Source organism: Isoalcanivorax indicus (assembly GCF_003259185.1).
Lineage (GTDB): Bacteria > Pseudomonadota > Gammaproteobacteria > Pseudomonadales > Alcanivoracaceae > Isoalcanivorax > Isoalcanivorax indicus.
The window spans coordinates 1,207,067-1,224,361 of sequence record NZ_QGMP01000001.1 but is presented as its reverse complement, the minus strand read 5'-3'; the positions used below and the strand labels follow the sequence as shown (position 1 = coordinate 1,224,361).

At 63.2% G+C, this 17,295-nt stretch carries 16 protein-coding genes; all 16 read right to left on the bottom strand.

What is annotated here, in order from left to right; translation table 11 throughout:
* Positions 1–2: 2 nt before the first annotated feature.
* A complete protein-coding gene (gene rfaH / locus DKW65_RS05665; protein ID WP_111656343.1) occupies positions 3–515 on the bottom strand; it encodes a transcription/translation regulatory transformer protein RfaH in 513 nt (170 codons plus the stop codon).
* 144 nt (positions 516–659) lie between these two features.
* The gene (locus DKW65_RS05660) at positions 660–2,843 is read right to left on the bottom strand and encodes a polysaccharide biosynthesis tyrosine autokinase (RefSeq protein WP_111656342.1); all 2,184 of its coding nucleotides are present in this window, start codon (positions 2,841–2,843) and stop codon (positions 660–662) included.
* 12 nt (positions 2,844–2,855) lie between these two features.
* Positions 2,856–3,284 carry a low molecular weight protein-tyrosine-phosphatase gene (locus DKW65_RS05655; RefSeq protein ID WP_111656341.1) on the bottom strand — a complete coding sequence of 143 codons (429 nt, stop codon included), beginning with the start codon at positions 3,282–3,284 and terminating at the stop codon, positions 2,856–2,858.
* Positions 3,284–4,402 (bottom strand): polysaccharide export protein, encoded by a 1,119-nt coding sequence (locus DKW65_RS05650; RefSeq protein WP_111657537.1) that lies wholly within the window; start codon positions 4,400–4,402, stop codon positions 3,284–3,286. The genes DKW65_RS05655 and DKW65_RS05650 overlap by 1 nt, the downstream gene beginning before the upstream one ends.
* Positions 4,403–4,424: 22 nt before the next feature.
* On the bottom strand, positions 4,425–5,918 hold the full coding sequence (locus tag DKW65_RS05645) for a capsule assembly Wzi family protein (protein WP_162925730.1): 1,494 nt from the start codon (positions 5,916–5,918) through the stop codon (positions 4,425–4,427).
* 282 nt (positions 5,919–6,200) lie between these two features.
* Positions 6,201–6,491 (bottom strand): ComEA family DNA-binding protein, encoded by a 291-nt coding sequence (locus DKW65_RS05640; protein ID WP_111656339.1) that lies wholly within the window; start codon positions 6,489–6,491, stop codon positions 6,201–6,203.
* Positions 6,492–6,593: 102 nt separating this feature from the next.
* Complete coding sequence (gene pyrF / locus DKW65_RS05635) at positions 6,594–7,295, bottom strand: orotidine-5'-phosphate decarboxylase (RefSeq protein ID WP_111656338.1); 702 nt, start codon at positions 7,293–7,295, stop codon at positions 6,594–6,596.
* A gap of 59 nt (positions 7,296–7,354) precedes the next feature.
* A complete protein-coding gene (locus tag DKW65_RS05630; RefSeq protein ID WP_111656337.1) occupies positions 7,355–8,530 on the bottom strand; it encodes a lipopolysaccharide assembly protein LapB in 1,176 nt (391 codons plus the stop codon).
* The gene (locus DKW65_RS05625; RefSeq protein WP_111656336.1) at positions 8,527–8,766 is read right to left on the bottom strand and encodes a hypothetical protein; all 240 of its coding nucleotides are present in this window, start codon (positions 8,764–8,766) and stop codon (positions 8,527–8,529) included. The genes DKW65_RS05630 and DKW65_RS05625 overlap by 4 nt, the downstream gene beginning before the upstream one ends.
* An 11-nt stretch (positions 8,767–8,777) precedes the next feature.
* A complete protein-coding gene (gene ihfB, locus DKW65_RS05620) occupies positions 8,778–9,146 on the bottom strand; it encodes an integration host factor subunit beta (protein WP_111656335.1) in 369 nt (122 codons plus the stop codon).
* Positions 9,147–9,215: 69 nt separating this feature from the next.
* A complete protein-coding gene (rpsA, locus tag DKW65_RS05615) occupies positions 9,216–10,895 on the bottom strand; it encodes a 30S ribosomal protein S1 (protein ID WP_111656334.1) in 1,680 nt (559 codons plus the stop codon).
* A gap of 123 nt (positions 10,896–11,018) precedes the next feature.
* Positions 11,019–11,711: a (d)CMP kinase gene (gene cmk / locus DKW65_RS05610; RefSeq protein WP_111656333.1), complete on the bottom strand. Its 693-nt coding sequence runs from the start codon at positions 11,709–11,711 to the stop codon at positions 11,019–11,021.
* Positions 11,711–13,990: a bifunctional prephenate dehydrogenase/3-phosphoshikimate 1-carboxyvinyltransferase gene (locus DKW65_RS05605; RefSeq protein ID WP_111656332.1), complete on the bottom strand. Its 2,280-nt coding sequence runs from the start codon at positions 13,988–13,990 to the stop codon at positions 11,711–11,713. Before DKW65_RS05605 ends, cmk begins: the two co-directional genes overlap by 1 nt.
* Positions 13,987–15,087: a histidinol-phosphate transaminase gene (gene hisC / locus DKW65_RS05600; protein ID WP_111656331.1), complete on the bottom strand. Its 1,101-nt coding sequence runs from the start codon at positions 15,085–15,087 to the stop codon at positions 13,987–13,989. The genes DKW65_RS05605 and hisC overlap by 4 nt, the downstream gene beginning before the upstream one ends.
* Before the next feature lie 33 nt (positions 15,088–15,120).
* Positions 15,121–16,221: a prephenate dehydratase gene (pheA, locus tag DKW65_RS05595; protein ID WP_111656330.1), complete on the bottom strand. Its 1,101-nt coding sequence runs from the start codon at positions 16,219–16,221 to the stop codon at positions 15,121–15,123.
* Positions 16,214–17,293 (bottom strand): 3-phosphoserine/phosphohydroxythreonine transaminase, encoded by a 1,080-nt coding sequence (serC, locus tag DKW65_RS05590; RefSeq protein WP_111656329.1) that lies wholly within the window; start codon positions 17,291–17,293, stop codon positions 16,214–16,216. The genes pheA and serC overlap by 8 nt, the downstream gene beginning before the upstream one ends.
* Between the last annotated feature and the right edge of the window lie 2 nt (positions 17,294–17,295).

The window sequence follows — 17,295 nt, the reverse complement described above, 5'->3', positions numbered from 1 at the left end:
CGTCAGGCCAGGCAGGCAACATGACTCAGGGGTACACGTACGCGCTGGCGGCGGTTCATGATGTTCATCAGCACCATCACGCGCTGCTCGCCGTCGAAGCGCTCGAAGATGGCTTCGACATCTTCGAATCCACCCCCCTGCAGGCGCAAGGTCTGACCGGGCCGAAACAGCGGATCGCCGTCGGCGTCGGCCTGTGTGGCAAGACGTTCACGGATGCCGTCCACGATGGCATCGGCCACGGGGGTCGGGGTGTTGCTGAAGGACACCAGACGCTGCACGCCGCGGGTGGAGCGGATCGGCTGCCAGTTGTCGGCGCCGGGGCGCAGGCGGATGAAGAGGTAGCCGGGGAACAGCGGTTCGGTGATGTACTCGCGGCGACCGTTGCGCAGCGTTTGCGTGGCGATCTGGGGCAAGTAGGTCTGGTAGCCCTGATGGTTGAGATGCGCTTCAGCGCGGGAGCCCTGCCTGGGCTTGCTCTGTATCAGAAACCAGCGGCTACGCGTGTCGGCCTGCATGGGTTCGCTCCTTGATTCCCCGGTGTGGGTGGCGCCTTTTGAGACGCTCTCTCGTGCCGGGTGTTCCCCGGCCCTTATGTGACACCCGTCTCAATCTAGCAGAGTCCGTACTGCAGGGGTAGTGGTTGGGGGACCCGCCGGGCCCTACTTATACTCGTAGGCGTAGTAGCTGTAGGCGTTGCTGGCCTTGCGCTCCACGGCGTTGAGGATGCAGCCCTTCACCGTCACACCGTTCTGCTGGAAGCGGCGCAGGGTCAGGTCCACTTCCTTCACCGAGTTATGGCCGTAACGGGCCACCACCATACTGGTGCCGGCCACCTGGCCGATGATGGCCGCATCCGTCACCGCCAGCACAGGCGGGGTATCAATCACCACCAGGTCGTAGCGGCTGCTCAGGCTGTCCATCAGGGCGCGGAAGCGCGGGTGCATCAGCAGTTCCGCCGGGTTGGGCGGCACTTCACCACGGGAAATGAAATCCAGGCCCTCGACATCGGTGTGGCGCAACACCTCTTCCTCAGTGTTACTGCCCGACAGATAGTTGGACAGCCCCCTCTCGGCACCGCCGGTGAAGTACTTGTGCATATGTCCCTTGCGCAGGTCGCCATCCACCAGCACCACTTTCTGGCCGATCTGGGCCAGCACCATGGCCAGATTGGCGGAGATGAACGACTTGCCCACTGCCGGGCTGGGGCCAGAGATCATCAGTACATTGTTGCTGGCTTCCATCATGGCGAAATGCAGGCTGGTGCGCAGGCTACGCAGGGCCTCGATGGTCAAGTCGCCGGGATTGGTTTCCGCCAGCAGGTGATGCCGACGCGGCGGCGCGCCCTTGCGGCGGCTGACACGCTGCAGCAGGCGTTCGTTCTTCTGCTGGTCTTCGGACAACGGCAAGGTGGCGTACACGGCGATGCCTTCCTGCTCCAGTTGTTCCGGGCTTTCAATAGTGCGATTGAACACAGCGCGCACCAGCACCATGCCCACGCCGCCCATCAGGCCAAGCAGGGTCGACAGGGCAATGATCAGGCCCTTTTTCGGGCGAATCGGCAAGGGCTGCACTTCGGCAGCATCGATAATGCGCACATTGCCAACGGTGCCTGCTTTCAGAATGCGCAGTTCCTGAGCGCGATTAAGCAGCTGTACGTAGATTTCCTGGTTCAGCTCGACATCGCGCATCAGGCGCAATATCTGCTGCTGGGTTTCCGGCAGGTTCTGGATTTCGCGGTTCAGGCGCTCTTTTTCTTCCTCCAGACTCTGGCGCTGTTCTACCAGGGTGCGGTAGGCCGGGTGTTCACGGGTATACAGGCGCGACACCTCGCTTTCCTTGAAGCGCAGGTCGTTCAGCCTGGCTTCGAGTTCCACCACACGGCCCAGCAGCGATTGAGTTTCCAGGGAAATATCCACCGACTCGGATTCCAGCCGGTAGCTGTTCAACTCCTGCTCAGCCTGATCCAGGGTCTCGCGAATGTCCGGCAGCTGGTCCTCGATGAACGACAGGCTCTGCTCCGCCTGAGCGGACCGGCGGCGAATATTCTGCATCAGGTAGTTGCGCGCTACGGCATCCAGGGTCTTCTGCACCCGTTCCGGTATGGGGCCGCTCATGCCCACCGTCAGAATGCCGGTGTTGCGGCCGCGCTCGGACACTTCGATATTGGTCTGCAAGGCACGGATGGCAGCCAGCGGGCGATGCTTGATCACCTGATACTGATCGCCGGCGTCACCGTTTAACTGGTTCAGGCGAACCATCACGCCCACGTCGTCGCCACCGCGCACGTCTTCTCCCACGGCGCCGCTGGCCAGAAGTCGGCCTTCATGGTGCAGTTCGAAACGACCGTCGCCTTGATTGGTCAGCACCAGCGGCTCGCCCAGGAGCCACTGCGGCACGACAAGTTGATCAATCCAGAGCTGCCGCTGCGCATCGGCCCAGCCTGCGAACAACAGGCGGTTGTCCTGTGGTGACGGCGCGCGCAGACGCGAAAACAGGCCATTGATGACCGGCTCCACCTGAATGTCCAGCTTCAATTCCTGTACCGTGTCGCCAAGCACCATGCGCGAACGCAGTATCTCGATTTCCGCCTGCGCCGACGACTCGTTGGCAAACAGCTCGGACAGCTCGCCAAACACGGGCATGCCTGTCTGCCTCGCTTCCACCTGCAACAGGGCGTCCGCACGATAGATCGGCGTAGCCATAAAGGCATAGGCCACCCCCATAAAGCAGGCAATACCCGCAATCAGGCCAATCTGCCAGCGGTGATCCACCAGCAAAGCCCAGAGCCGGGTCAGGTCGATTTCGTCATCACCCGCACTGCGCGAGCTGTTGTCCTGGGTCATGCCTTGCTCCGATCACACAATTCTTCGGGCCCAGGCCGCAGCGGCCCCGACCATCATTTCGTAAGCCTGCTCATAGACTTCCCGACTGCGCTTGTAGGGGTCGGGAATGTCCTGATCGTTCGCCCACTTGCCCAACAGGAAGGTCTTGCCGCTGACCTCGGGGGCCATGGCGGCAATGCGATCCCAGTGGCGGGTTTCCATCACCAGTATCAGGTCGGCGTCGCGGCACATCTCGCGGGTCAGTTTGCGCGCCTGGTGCGGCGGGCAGACCAGGCCGTTTTCTTCTGCGACCGCCCGCGCCGTGGCATCCATATCGTGGTCCACCAGTGCCACCAGCCCGGCCGACGACACCTGCTTGCCGGTATCCCGGGCCAGCATCGCGGCGGCGGTGGGGCTGCGGCAGATATTGCCGTCGCAAACCACGAGGATGCGCTCAAACATCAGCGATCAAGCTCCCGTTCTGCCCGGGCGGTAAAATAGACGCCCTGAATGGTCGGCATGATCTGCGAAATGATCCGGTTCCAGCGCGCGATCGGTGCGGCGGTCACATAGATAATATCGCGCGGATTCAGTACGAACTCATCGGCCAGCACCAGCGCGGTGGCGTCCTTCGCGTTCAGTTGGAACAGGTCGATCACCCCTGCTTCATCCGGCGAGCGGCGCATCACGAAAACCCCGGTGGCATCGGCCTGCAGTTCGTTGATACCGCCTGCCTCCGACAAGGCCTCGGCCAGGGTCAGGCCGTTACGCCCCATCATCAGGGATTTCGGGTTGCGCACTTCGCCCAGCAGGAACACCTTGTTGTCATCGGCGCGCGCCACATGCACCACGTCGCCCGCTTTCAGCAGCACGTTATAGCGCGCATCACCGCGCTCATAGACTTCACGCAGCGACAGCCGGTACTCACGGCCGTCGCGGGTCAACATCACGTTGCGCCAGTCGGCCTCTTCGGTCACGCCGCCTGCAGCGTTCACGGCATCCAGCAGGCGCATGGGCACATTGGTCACCGGGTAGGCGCCGGGTTCACGCACGCTGCCCGCCACATAGACGCGCTGCGAGCGAAACGCGGCCACCGTCACGTCCACCTGGGGGTCTTCGATATAGCGAGAAATGCGCCGGGTAATCACTTCACGGATCTCGGTCACCCGCAGCCCGGCGACTTCGATCACCCCGACATAGGGATAAAAGATGGTGCCGTCGTTATGCACCCAGTTACCGGCTTCCGACGGGCTGCGCATGGACCCGGCAGGAATGGTCAGCTCGGGGTGATCCCACACGGTGATATTGAGGACGTCACCGGGGCCCACCACATAATCGTAGTGATCCGCATGTTCCAGCGCTTCCGGCAAGGTCGGCTCGACCTCACGCGGGCTCAGTGCCTCCAGTCCGGGGCGAATCGGGAATATCCTGACTTCGTCCGGCTCTACGGTTTCGCGATCGCGGTCGTCAAACCAGCGGCTGCTGCCCGACGTGGAAATATGCGACCCCGGAATCACGGTGCAGGCGCCCAGTGCCGCCAGTGCCAGCACCACCACCAGGGCACGCCCTGTCTTGATCACTGCTGTCTTGATGATCAGGTTGTCAGTCAAAACGAAACTCCCAGGCCGCCATGGCTGTCCCTTTCGACCAGATTCTGGCCTCTGTCTCGATCTCTTTGCTGGTGTGATACCCCGACAGCGTCAGGCGCCCCCCCAGTAACGGGCGCCGGTAACGCAGGGCATAAATGTCCACATCCTGTGCGTAGGACACATCAAACACCGGAACACCGGCTTCAGGAGGACGGCTGCGGAGTGTATCAACTCTGTTCAGCTCTGCCCTGCTGTAGGTCACGGAAATGTCACTCCCGTTCCGGAAAAACTGGTTTGCCCCCAGGGAAAGTACGCGCGAATTCGACTCCCAGGTGGAGCCCGTCGTGCGTCCCTTGTAGCGATTGCCGGTACGAAAAGTGCCGTGCTCGTAGGCCGACAGCCGCTCTTCGCTGGAGAAGACACCCGCCACCGTGTCGGTGAATTCCAGAAAGAAGCGCTGCTCGCCGCCCGCCAGACGTGAGGCCGCATCCAGGCCAAAGGTACCGAACAGTTGCGAGGGCAGAAACCCGGCTTCATCTTCACCAATGACCTCGCCATAAACACCCACGGTGTGACGGCCCACCGGCAACGACAAACGGAAATCGCCGCCAGCGAGCTGGTCGCAGGGGTTTTCCGTATCACCATAAACATTGGATCGTCCGACGGTGCAGTTGCGCAATGAACTCCAGGATTCGCTCTGCCCTTCCCCGCCCCACAGGAACGTCCGCATCAGGCCGATTTCCAGATACTGCCAGGGCCGGAAGCTGAAGCGGGCGCCAACCAGCTTCGCTTCACTGATAAATCGATCAGACTCCAGTTGCCCGGCAAAGGCAACAAAGTTCCAGGGCCCGAGCCAGCGCAGGCCGATCCAGTCCGGCGCGTCGCTGCGGCGCCGGTTCAGCCACACCCCGGGCACCGGACGGGCATTGCTGGACAGCAGGGCGGCGCTGTGCCAACCCGGCCCCCACCAGCGGTCGATGGCCCCGGCACCCACCACCCAGTTGCCCGCAGTGCCTGCCAGATAGGAACCGTCCAGCCGCAGCCGATCACCATCACGGGGATCGCGAACATAGGCGGGGGCCAGGCCGAAGGCGAGTTGGTCGGTCATCAGTTCCAGCCGGACGCCGATCTCGGCCTTTTCCCGGGGCGCCTCATCGAAATCCCGCAACCACGGCTCGCGGCTGGCGCCGGCGGCGCGCAGGGCGATCCGCGGTTGATCGGTCATGTGGTAGTCGCGTTCGAAGCGCAGATAACGCCAGGCCAGGCTGTCGCGGCAGTGTTCGGGCGCGTCATTGGCCAGAGCCGGGCTGATGTCGGCCCACATGATGGGCCAGGTGTTGGCCGGAATGTTCAGGCAGCCACGGTCGGCCAGCCATTGCACGCTGTGGCGCGCCCGGATATCGCCGGGCTCCAGCCAGGGGGCCGCGTGGGCGGGAAGCACCACAGCGCTCACCAGCAGCAGCGCGCCAAGCCATTTCAGCAAGATATTGTGGTACAGGATGTTCAAATCACAGGCCGCCATGTTTGCCGGGGGCTTTGAGGGCGGCGTGCAGACGGTGTTCCCCGGCCGCCGGAACAACGGACGAGATTTGCGACTTGCGTCAAGGTGGTGGGCACGGCGCATCCATGGGCTCTGTAAACTTACCGGTTATCTTACCGTCAATGGCGCGAAAAGGGTGCCGAAATGTGAACTGGTCGTCAAGTGGCAGTTTGCCAGCCCGGGCCTGAAAGCGCTTGTTTTCACGTACTTTTTTACACTTGTCGTACAGACCCGGGCTGATCCATGGCGTTACTCGGTCTGAATCCAGGCCCGGTTGCGCTCCACCGTGGCCGGACCGATACCCGGCACCCTGGCCAGTTCGGCGGCGCTGCCGAAGCTGCCATGCTGCTCGCGATCTGCAACGATGGCTTCAGCACGGGTCAGGCCGACACCCTGCAGGGCTTCGGCCAACTCGTCGGCGCTGGCCTGGTTGATATTCACCATGGGCCGGGCGTCGATCGCCGGCTCGGCCTGAAGACCGGGGGCCGCCAGCGAAATCAGCAGCGCCAGACACAGTGCCTTGAGTTTTGAACCGCTCATATGACTCTCCTTGTTGTATGTGGTGTCAACAAGGTTAGGTCGCCGTGACGGGGCTGTCTGTGGGCGATCGCAGTGACATCGTGTCAGCGATTTGCCATCCCTTCAGGCAGACAGGCTCGCCAGGATGCTGTCCACCACGGCTGCCGGATCGGCCGCCTGGGTGATCGGGCGGCCAATCACCATGTCGTTGACGCCCAGTGCCATGGCATCTGGCGGCGTCACCACACGGGTCTGGTCACCCGCATCGGCACCCGCCGGGCGAATACCGGGTGTCACGAGACGGAAGGTCGGCCCGCAGGCCTCGCGCAGCATGGCCGCCTCGCGGGCGGAACAGACCACGCCATCCAGGCCGCTGTCCCGGGCCAGGCGCGCCAGGCGCAGCACCTGCTGTTCCGGGCTGTCGGTAACGCCGATATCGGCCAGGTCGTCGGCGCCCATGCTGGTCAGCACGGTCACGGCGGTCAGCAGGGGGCGATGGCGGCTGTTGGCCACGGCGTTGGCGGCCGCGTCCAGCATGCGGCGGCCACCGCTGGCATGCACGTTGGTCATCCAGACGCCCAGTTCGGCGGCGCTTTTCAGGGCGCCGGCAACGGTGTTCGGGATGTCGTGGAATTTGAGATCCAGGAACACCTCGAAACCGCGCTGGTGCAGGGCTTCGACAATCGCGGGGCCACTGCGGGTAAACAGTTCCTTGCCCACCTTGGCACGCACCCGGCTCGGGTCCAGGCGATCCGCCATGGCCAGGGCGGCGTCGGCGGTGGGGAAATCCAGAGCGACGATAAGGGGGGTGTCAGGCGCGGCCATGGGGTGATCCTGTGCTGGTTTTCGAGTCGGGGGAGTGTACCGGAAATCTGTTGGGGCGTTCAGGCGCTACGGGGCGCCAGGGTATTCCAATGCTTGCAGCTCGGGCAGTGCCAGTGCATTTTTGTGGCGCGGTAGCCGCATTGGCTGCACTGGTAGCCGGTGCTCGCTGTGCGCTCGGTCAGGGCGCGCAGCAAACGCAGTGACTGTGCTTGTGCATTGGGGCTCTCGGGCGCCGTTTCGGCAGCACCCTCGCTGCCCAGCGCCAGAGTGGCTAACTCGCCCAGCCCTTCCAGTGACGGGTGCTGCTGCAGATAACTGGTCAGAAAGCGAGTCGCCTCCCCTTCCCCGCCACGGGCCACCAATAACGGCACCAGCCGCCGCAGCAGTGCACTGGACGGATGCGCCAGGCTGAGGTCCAGCAGCATATCGAACAGCTCATCCTCGCGTTCCAGGTCGCTATAGCAGGCGGCCAGATCATCCAGCACCAGCGGCAGATGATGCGGTGCCTGACGCCGCACACGGCGGTAGGCCCGCAAGGCGCGCTCAGGGTGGCCTGCAGCCCGCTCGAGCTGGCCCTGAAGGATGCTGGCGCGGGCACAGCCCGGATCAAACGTCAGGGCACGATGCAGCAGGCGGCGGCGGGCATTTTCTTCGCGGGCGCCCAGCCGCGTGGCCAGTTCACAGCAGTACTGCGCCAGCACCGGCGCCACGCTGGCATCACGGCGCAGCAGGCGCTCGCCAGTGCTCAGGGCACTGTGCCAGTCGCGCTCCTGCTCGAACAGCATCATCAACTGACGCATGGCCAGCGGCGCATGGCGACTGCCGTGATCGACCATGTGTTGCAGCAGCGCCTCGGCACGATCCAGCAGGCCCGCCGACAGGTAGTCGCGGGCCAGCTCCAGCGCCGCGTCCTCGCGCACCGTTTCCGGCAGCTCGGGGTTGTCGGCCATACGCTGGTGCAGGCGGGTGGCGCGCTCCAGTTCGCCGCGTTTGCGGAACAGGCGGCCCATGGCCAGGTGGGTGTCCACCGTATCGGGGTCGGTGTCGGTGCTGCTCAACAGCGCTTCCAGGGCGTGGTCGCGGGGGCTGCCAGCCGTGTCACGGGACATGAACGACGGCAGTCCGGGGCCATGACGACGGATGCGTCGCCGCCGTCGGGTTTCCATACGGCCAAGAAAGAAGCCTGCAGCAATGGCCACAAACAGGACCAGCAGCAGCCAGGGGGAGGTGTTCATGTGCGGGGGTAGCGGCGGCGCCAGCCCGTGGCCAGGATGGCACCGGCAATCAGGCCCAGCAGCAGACCCGCCAGCAGGAAGCCGAGCAGCCACTGCCCCAGCGGGGCAACGGGTTGCCAGTCGGTCAGCAGCAGCTCGACGCCGGTGGGCTGGGCGTTACCCAGCAGAAACAGGATGGCCGCCAGAAATACCACCAGGGTAACGGCGACCAGCAGAAGGTTCAGCAGCCAGCGCATGGCATCCGCTCTCAGGATGCCGCAATCTGGCGGGGATGTGCGGACAGGGACTGGATGTCGCCCTCCCCAGCTTGTTCGCCGGGATTGTCGTGCATCGCCACGTTGACGCGCTCGCGCAATTCCTTGCCAGGTTTGAAGTGCGGGACATACTTGCCATGCAGTTCCACGGAGGCGCCCGTTTTCGGGTTACGGCCCACACGCGGTGCACGGAAATGCAGGGAAAAACTGCCGAAACCGCGAATCTCGATCCGGCCACCATTGGCCAGCGTATCCGCCATTTCTTCAATCAGGGATTTGACTGCCAGCTCCACGTCTTTGGGAGAGAGTTGCGTTTGACGGGCGGCAATCCGTTCAATCAGTTCAGACTTGGTTAACGCCATGTTTCTTATCCCCTGGGCCTCCTGCCCGCGAACCGCACACTGCGCGTGTGCGGTTCGAGGAGGACAGCCTTACTGGTCGCTACCTTCCATTTGTGCCTTGATCAGGTCACCGATGGTCTTCGGCGCCTGGGCGTCCTGCTTGCTGCTCAGGTCGTCCAGTGCCTCGCGCTCATCGGCCATATCCTTGGCACGAATCGACAGGCTGATGATGCGGTTCTTGCGGTCGATCGCAATGATCTTGGCTTCCACATCGTCACCGGCCTTGAACAGTGCGCTGGCGTCTTCAACACGATCACGGCTGATTTCGCTCGCCTTGATCACGCCTTCGACGTTCTCAGCCAACTCAACGGTGACGGTCTTGGCATCAGACGCGGTGACCTTGCCGTTAACGATGCTGTTCTTGTCGTTAGTCGCAACATACTGAGCAAACGGATCGTCTGTCAACTGCTTGATACCCAAGGAAATTCTTTCACGCTCTGCATCCACCGACAGAATCACGGTGTCCAGCTCGTCGCCCTTGGCAAATTTGCGCACCGCTTCTTCGCCCGGCTCTTCCCAGGAGATGTCGGACAGGTGCACCAGGCCGTCGATGCCGCCTTCCAGACCAATGAAGATACCGAAGTCGGTGATCGACTTGATCTTGCCGGAAATGCGGTCGCCCTTGTTGTAGTTGGTTTCAAAGGCCTGCCACGGGTTGGACATGCACTGTTTGATACCCAGGGAGATACGACGACGTTCCTGGTCGATATCCAGAATCATCACCTCGACTTCGTCGCCAATGCTGACAACCTTGGACGGGTGGATGTTCTTGTTGGTCCAGTCCATTTCGGACACGTGCACCAGGCCTTCCACACCTTCTTCGATCTCGGCAAAGCAGCCGTAATCGGTCAGGTTGGTCACCTTGGCCTTGACGCGCGCACCTTCCGGGTACTTGCCAACGATATCGTGCCACGGATCTTCGCCCAGCTGTTTCAGGCCGAGAGACACGCGCATTTTTTCGCGGTCGAACTTGAGTACCTTGACTTCGATTTCCTGGCCCACTTCAACGATTTCGCTCGGATGCTTGATGCGCTTCCAGGCCATGTCGGTGATGTGCAGCAGACCATCGATGCCGCCCAGGTCGACGAACGCACCGTAGTCGGTGAGGTTCTTGACGATACCCTTGACGACCATGCCTTCCTGCAGGGATTCGAGCAGCTGCTCGCGCTCTGCGGAGTGTTCGGCTTCCATGACAGCGCGACGTGATACCACCACGTTGTTGCGCTTGGGATCCAGTTTGATGACCTTGAAGTCCAGGTCCTTGCCTTCCAGGTGGGCCACATCGCGCACCGGGCGGATGTCGACCAGAGAGCCTGGCAGGAAGGCGCGGATCAGGCCGATATCGACGGTGAAACCGCCTTTGACCTTGCCGCTGATCTGACCCTTGATGATTTCGTCTTTGTCGAAGGCGGCTTCGAGATCAGTCCAGATTTCGGCGCGCTTCGCTTTTTCGCGGGACAGACGGGTGAAACCGAGACCGTCGTCGATGGCGTCTACCGCCACTTCGACTTCATCGCCTTCGGCGATTTCCAGTTCACCGGCTTCATTGAGGAATTCTTCGCGGGCAATGATGCCCTCGGATTTGAGGCCTGCGTTTACAGTAACCCAGTCGCTGTCGATAGCGACTACGGTGCCGCGAATAATGGAACCGCGGGCAACGTCGAGGTCCTGCAAGCTGGCTTCAAAAAGTTCAGCAAAACTTTCGGTCATAATGTGGATACCTGTCATGGATTTTCGGCCATACCAACCAGCAGGCATGGGCAGCTCATGTCGGGTTATCCGGGGACCTTGCTGGTTTACATTTGCGGCCCACGGGTAACCACCCGCTGTACTTCAAGCCGACTGAACGAGGGAACGACGGGCGGCTTCATCGAGGATCCGGTTGACCACGTCATCAATGCTCAGCGAGGTGCTGTCAATGACGATTGCATCGTCGGCGGGCTTCAGGGGCGCCACCTCGCGCTGCATATCACGGTCATCCCGGGCGCGGATGTCCTCAACAAGGGCGGGGAGGTTAGCATCAAACCCCTTTTCCTTCAACTGGTTATAGCGCCGCCGGGCGCGCTCTTCCGCGCTCGCCGTCAGGAAGATCTTGAGCGGTGCGTCACGGAATACCACCGTACCCATGTCGCGGCCGTCCGCCACCAGGCCCGGGGCCTCGGCAAAGGCCTGCTGGCGGGCCAGCAGCGCGTCGCGCACCGGCTGCATCACCGCCACACGGGAGGCCAGCTCCCCGACCCGCTCATCGCGGATCACATGGCTGATATCCGTGCCTTGCAACAGGACCCGGGTGTCATCGCCTTCCTCGCGGAACTGCACCGGCAGGCGCCGGGCCAGGGCTTCCACGGCGGGTTCGTCGTCCAGGGCGACGCCCTGCTGCTCGGCATGCAGGCCCAGCACCCGGTACAGGGCGCCAGAGTCCAGCAGGTGCCAGCCCAGACGGCTGGCGACAATGCGGGCCACGGTGCCCTTGCCGGACGATGAGGGGCCGTCGATGGCCAGAACGGGGCTGTTCACCGGCGCCATCAGTCTTCCACCGCCAGTTGCAGACCGGCCCGGGCGGCCAGTTCGGCAAAGCCGGGGAAGGAGGTGGCCACATTGGCGCAGTCGCGGATATGAATGGGGCCCGTGGCACGCAGGGCGGCCATGGCGAAGCTCATGGCAATACGGTGGTCACCGTGGCTTTCGATCTCGCCGCCGGTAAAGGCGGGCTTGCCCTGCCCTGCCCCCTGGATACGAATGCCGTCATCATAGACCTCGTGGGGCACGCCCAGTGCCGCCAGGCCATCAGCCATCACCTGAATCCGGTCGGACTCCTTGACCCGCAGCTCTTCGGCACCATGCAGCACGGTATCGCCCTCGGCGCAGGCCGCCGCCACGAACAGCGCCGGGAACTCGTCGATGGCCAGCGGCACCAGCGCTTCAGGAATGGTGATGCCCTTGAGCGGCGCGCTTTTCACACGGATATCGGCCACCGGCTCACCACCGGCATCGCGCTCGTTCTCCAGCGTGATGTCGGCGCCCATCAGGCGCAGGATGTCGATCACCCCGGTGCGGGTGGGGTTGATGCCCACATGGGGCAGCAGCAGTTCGCCGCCTTCGGCGATGCTGGCGCCCACCAGGAAGAAGGCGGACGAGGAAATATCGGCGGGCACTTCCAGTTGGCAGGCGGTCAGGCGGCCGCCGCCGCTCAGGCGTGCCGTGGCGCCGTCGCGCTGTACCGGATAACCGAAGCCCGTCAGCATGCGTTCGGTGTGGTCGCGGGTGGGCGCCGGTTCGGTCACCGAGGTGTCGCCGTCGGCATACAGGCCCGCCAGCAGGATGGCGGATTTTACCTGGGCAGAGGCCACCGGCAGGTCGTAATGAATGCCCTTGAGCGGCTTGCCGCCGCGCACCAGCACAGGCGGTGTGCCCTTGCCGCCCGCGTCGGTGGTACTGATGCTGGCACCCATGTCCCGCAGGGGCCGGGCGACGCGCTCCATGGGCCGCTTCGACAGCGAGGCATCACCGGTCAGTTCGGTATCGAACGCCTGGCCCGCCAGCAGCCCCATGAGCAGGCGCATGGAGGTGCCGGAGTTGCCCATGTAGAGGCTGCGTGCCGGGGCCTGCAGGCCATGCAGGCCCACGCCATGCACGCGGACGCGACCGGCGTGCGGGCCTTCGATGACCACGCCCATGTCGCGGAACGCCTGCAACGTGGCCAGGGCGTCCTCGCCTTCCAGAAAGCCTTCCACCTCGGTGATACCTTCGGCCAGCGCGCCGAGCATGATGCTGCGGTGGGAAATGGACTTGTCACCGGGCACCCGGACCTGGCCGCTGAGCTGGCCACCGGGTTGCACGGTAAAGGACACGCTGGCGCCTTCGCGCCGGGATTCTGCGTTCATGGACTGCTCGTCTGCTGCATCAATGGCATGGGTGTAGGAGGTTCGGGCGTTCATCGCCAGAAACCGGGCCCGGGCGCTGTTGGCGCGGGTCATGACGCCCAGCAGGGCATCACTGTTGCCGCTGGCCACGGCCTCGCGGAAACGGGCCAGCCCCTCGGCAAACAGGTCGGCGGCGCTGAGCACGGCGTCCCGGTTTTCCATAAAGATGTCGTGCCACATCACCGGATCGCTGGAGGCGATGCGGGTGAAGTCGCGAAAACCGCCGGCAGCATACCGGAAGATGTCGGTGGAGTCGCCCTGTCGTGCCAGGGTGTCCACCAGCGAGAAGGCCAGCAGGTGCGGCAGGTGGCTGGTTTCCGCCAGCACCTGGTCATGCTGGTCGGCGCGCATGCTCAACACTTCCGCGCCCACGGCGGTCCACATGCGGCGCACGGCCAAGGTGGCGGCCGGGTCGGTCTCGTCCGTGGGCGTGAGGATGACCCGGTGCTGGCGATACAGGCTGGCGTCAGCGGCCTCGACGCCGCTTTTTTCCTTGCCCGCTATCGGGTGGCCGGGCACAAAGCGCGATACGCGAGCCCCCAGGTGCTGGCGCGCTGCACGAATCACTGCTCCCTTGACGCTGCCACCGTCCGTCACAATGGCGCCGCGCTTGAGGGCCGGGGCGATGCTGGCGAAGGTCGCCGCCATGGCCGACACCGGCGTGGCCACGAAGACCAGATCTGCGCCGTCCACCGCCGCCGCCAGATCCTGATATCCGGCATCAATCAGACCCAGGGCCTGGCCCCGCTCCAGGGTGCGCGCCGAGCGCCCGCCCGCAACGATCTCGGTGGCCAGCTTCTGCTCACGCAGCGCCGCCGCCAGTGAGCCGCCGATCAATCCCAGGCCGATAATGCAGACACGGTGAAACAGCGGGCTGTTCACCCGAGCACCTCGCGCAGCGCATCGATAAAGCGTTCATTCTCTTCCGGCAGGCCAATGGTCACGCGCAGATGGTGAGGCATGCCATAGGCCGCAATGGGACGTACGATCACCCCCTCGCGCAGCAACGCTTCGTAAATCGGCATGGCTTCGCGGCCGCAATCAAAGGCAATGAAATTGCCTACCGAGGGAATGTAGGACAGCCCGAGTTGCTCCAGCCCTTCAGCCACCTGGGCCAGGCCGGAGGTGTTCAGGTCACGGCAATACTCCAGGTGATCCGGATCATCCAGCGCGGCCTCGGCGGCAATCAGTGCCAGGCTGTTGCAGTTGAAGGGTTGGCGCACCCGGTTCAGCACCTCGGCGATATCCAGGCTGGACACGCTATAGCCCACGCGCAGACCGGACAGGCCGTAGATCTTGGAGAAGGTCCGGGTCACGATCAGATTCGGGTAAGCCGGCAGGCGGCTCAGGCCGTTCGGGTAGGCGGTTTCCTCGACATACTCGAAATAGGCTTCGTCGAGCACCACCAGAATATGTTCCGGCACGCGCGCCAGAAAACGGTCCAGGCTCGACGCACTGACCCAGGTCCCGGTCGGGTTGTTCGGGTTGGCGATGAAAACGATCTTGGTGCGCTCGGTAATGGCCGCCAGCATGGCCTCCAGGTCATGACCGTATTCCTTCGCAGGCACTGCCACGGCCTTGGCCGAGCAGGCCATGGTCACCAGGGGATACACGGCAAAGGCATGCTGGCTGAACACGGTCTCGTCGCCGGGGCACAACCAGGCACGGGCAACCAGCTCCAGAATATCGTTGGAACCGTTCCCCAGACTGATCTGGGCGGCCCGCACACCCAGGCGCTCGGCCAGCGCGGCTTTCAGCCGATAGCCGGAACCGTCGGGATAACGGTGCATGCTTTCGGCGGCGTTACGCACTGCCGTCAGCACTCGTGGACTGGGCCCGAACGGGCTTTCGTTGCTGGCCAGTTTGACGACATCGGTAATACCCAGTTCGCGTTCGAGTTCCTCGATCGGCTTGCCGGGCTCATAGGGCTTGAGCTGTTGAACGCCTGCATTGGACAGGGCAATGAAATCGACTGGCATGGGACACAGCTCCGCGATGTGTAAGCTATTTCTCTAGATAACCGCTTTAGGATAAGAGCCGAGCATCCGGATATCGAGCGCATCCTGTTCGAGGGCGGCGAGCACCCGCCGGACAGCGTCGTCATCACGATGCCCTTCAAAGTCGATAAAGAAGACGTAGCTCCAGTTGCCGCTGCGCGAGGGCCGCGACTCGACCCGGGTCAGGTCCACGCCTTCATCGCTGAAGGGCTTGAGCACCCGGTACAGTGCGCCGGGGCGATTCTTCATACGCACCAGCATGCTGGTCTTGTCCTGCCCGGAGGCCGGGGTGCCCTGACGACCGATGATAATGAACCGCGTGGTGTTGTCGGGGTGATCCTCGACATTGCGGCGCAGTATCTTGAGGCCGTAGATCTCGGCCGCCGTTTCACCGGCAATGGCTGCCGCGTTCCATTCGTCCTTCAGGCGTCTCGCGGCCTGGGCGTTGGAACTGACAGCAATACGCTCGGCGTGCGGCATATGCGCGTCCAGCCATTTGCGGCACTGGGCCAGCGTTTGCTGGTGCGAGTAGATGCGCGTGATGCTTTTTTCCTGCGTGCTCTCCCCCACCAGCAAATGGTGATGGATACGCAACTCCACTTCGCCGCAAATCTGCAGCGATGAATCCATGAAACTGTCGAGGGTGTGATTGACCACGCCTTCGGTGGAATTCTCCACCGGCACCACGCCGTAATGGGCGGCGCCGGACTCCACTTCGCGGAACACATCGTCGATGGCGCCCATGGGTACGGTATCGACGCTGTGGCCAAAATGCTTGAGCGCTGCCTGCTGGGTAAAGGTGCCTTCCGGACCGAGAAACGCCACCTTCAGGCGCTGCTCCAGCGCCAGGCAAGCAGACATGATTTCGCGAAACAACCGCGCAACCGTTTCGCCGTCCAGCGGGCCTTCATTGCTGTCCTTGACCCGACGCAGAATTTGCGCCTCACGTTCCGGCCGATAGAAGATCGCCTGACTGTCTTCACTGAGCTTGACCTCGGCCACCTGCTGGGCCAGACGCGCGCGCTGGTTCAGCAACCCCTGCAGCTGGTTGTCCAGGGCGTCGATCTGCTGGCGCAAGGCCTCCAGCGTTTGCTCGGCGTGCTTCTGTTCAGCCATGTCGTTGCGCGAAGTCCTTCATGTAGTCAATCAGTGCATCCACCGCCGCTTCCGGCACCGCGTTGTACACGCTGGCACGCATGCCGCCGACGCTGCGATGGCCCTTCAGGTTGAGCAGCCCGGCCCCTTCCGCGCCTTTCAGGAAGGTCTTGTCCAGGCTGTCATCGGCCAGCACGAAGGGAATGTTCATCCAGCTACGGCTGTGGCGCTCCACCGGGTTGCTGTAGAAACCACTGTCATCAATATAGTGATACAGCTTTTCCGCCTTGCGCCGGTTCAGTGTGGCCATGTGGGTCAGGCCGCCCTGGGCCTTGAGCCACTTGAACACCAGGCCCGCCAGATACCAGGCATAGGTGGGCGGTGTGTTGTACATGGAATCGTTTTCAGCGTGGATGCGGTAATCCAGCATCGCGGGCACCTGCTCGCTGGCACGACCCAGCAGGTCACGGCGCACGATCACCACGGTGATACCGGCCGGGCCGATATTCTTCTGGGCACCGGCATAGATGAGGCCGTAACGGGACACGTCCAGGGGCCGCGACAGAATGGTGGAGGAAAAATCCGCCACCAGCGGCTTGTCGGTTTCCGGCACAAAGGAATATTCCAGCCCACCGATGGTTTCGTTCGGCGTGTAATGCACATAAGCGGCATCATCGGACAGCGCCCAGCTGCTCTGGCCCGGCACCGTGGTAAAGCCGGTGTCTTCGCTACTGGCCGCCACATTCACCTGGCCGTAGCGGCGCGCTTCCTTGATCGCCTTGATGGACCATTGCCCGGTGTTGATGTAGTCCGCCTTGCGCTTCTCGCCCATCAGGTTCATGGGCACCATGGCGAATTGCTGGCTGGCACCACCTTGCAGAAACAGCACGGCGTAGTCGTCGCTGATATTCAGCAACTCACGCAAGTCACGCTCGGCGGTCTCGGCAATGGCCACGAACTCATCCGAGCGGTGGCTCATTTCCATGACCGACAGACCGCGGCCCTGATAGTCCAGCATTTCGCTGGCGGCCTGTTTCAACACGGCTTCCGGCAGCGCCGCCGGACCGGCGCAGAAGTTATGAACACGCGTCATGA

Bases quoted from the DNA above. Each gene is read 5' to 3' on its own strand.
- rfaH (WP_111656343.1), bottom strand. From the start codon at position 515: ATGCAGGCCGACACGCGTAGCCGCTGGTTTCTGATACAGAGCAAGCCC.
- DKW65_RS05660 (WP_111656342.1), bottom strand. From the start codon at position 2,843: ATGACCCAGGACAACAGCTCGCGCAGTGCGGGTGATGACGAAATCGAC.
- DKW65_RS05655 (WP_111656341.1), bottom strand. From the start codon at position 3,284: ATGTTTGAGCGCATCCTCGTGGTTTGCGACGGCAATATCTGCCGCAGC.
- DKW65_RS05640 (WP_111656339.1), bottom strand. From the start codon at position 6,491: ATGAGCGGTTCAAAACTCAAGGCACTGTGTCTGGCGCTGCTGATTTCG.
- pyrF (WP_111656338.1), bottom strand. From the start codon at position 7,295: ATGGCCGCGCCTGACACCCCCCTTATCGTCGCTCTGGATTTCCCCACC.
- DKW65_RS05630 (WP_111656337.1), bottom strand. From the start codon at position 8,530: ATGAACACCTCCCCCTGGCTGCTGCTGGTCCTGTTTGTGGCCATTGCT.
- DKW65_RS05625 (WP_111656336.1), bottom strand. From the start codon at position 8,766: ATGCGCTGGCTGCTGAACCTTCTGCTGGTCGCCGTTACCCTGGTGGTA.
- ihfB (WP_111656335.1), bottom strand. From the start codon at position 9,146: ATGGCGTTAACCAAGTCTGAACTGATTGAACGGATTGCCGCCCGTCAA.
- rpsA (WP_111656334.1), bottom strand. From the start codon at position 10,895: ATGACCGAAAGTTTTGCTGAACTTTTTGAAGCCAGCTTGCAGGACCTC.
- cmk (WP_111656333.1), bottom strand. From the start codon at position 11,711: ATGGCGCCGGTGAACAGCCCCGTTCTGGCCATCGACGGCCCCTCATCG.
- hisC (WP_111656331.1), bottom strand. From the start codon at position 15,087: ATGCCAGTCGATTTCATTGCCCTGTCCAATGCAGGCGTTCAACAGCTC.
- pheA (WP_111656330.1), bottom strand. From the start codon at position 16,221: ATGGCTGAACAGAAGCACGCCGAGCAAACGCTGGAGGCCTTGCGCCAG.
- serC (WP_111656329.1), bottom strand. From the start codon at position 17,293: ATGACGCGTGTTCATAACTTCTGCGCCGGTCCGGCGGCGCTGCCGGAA.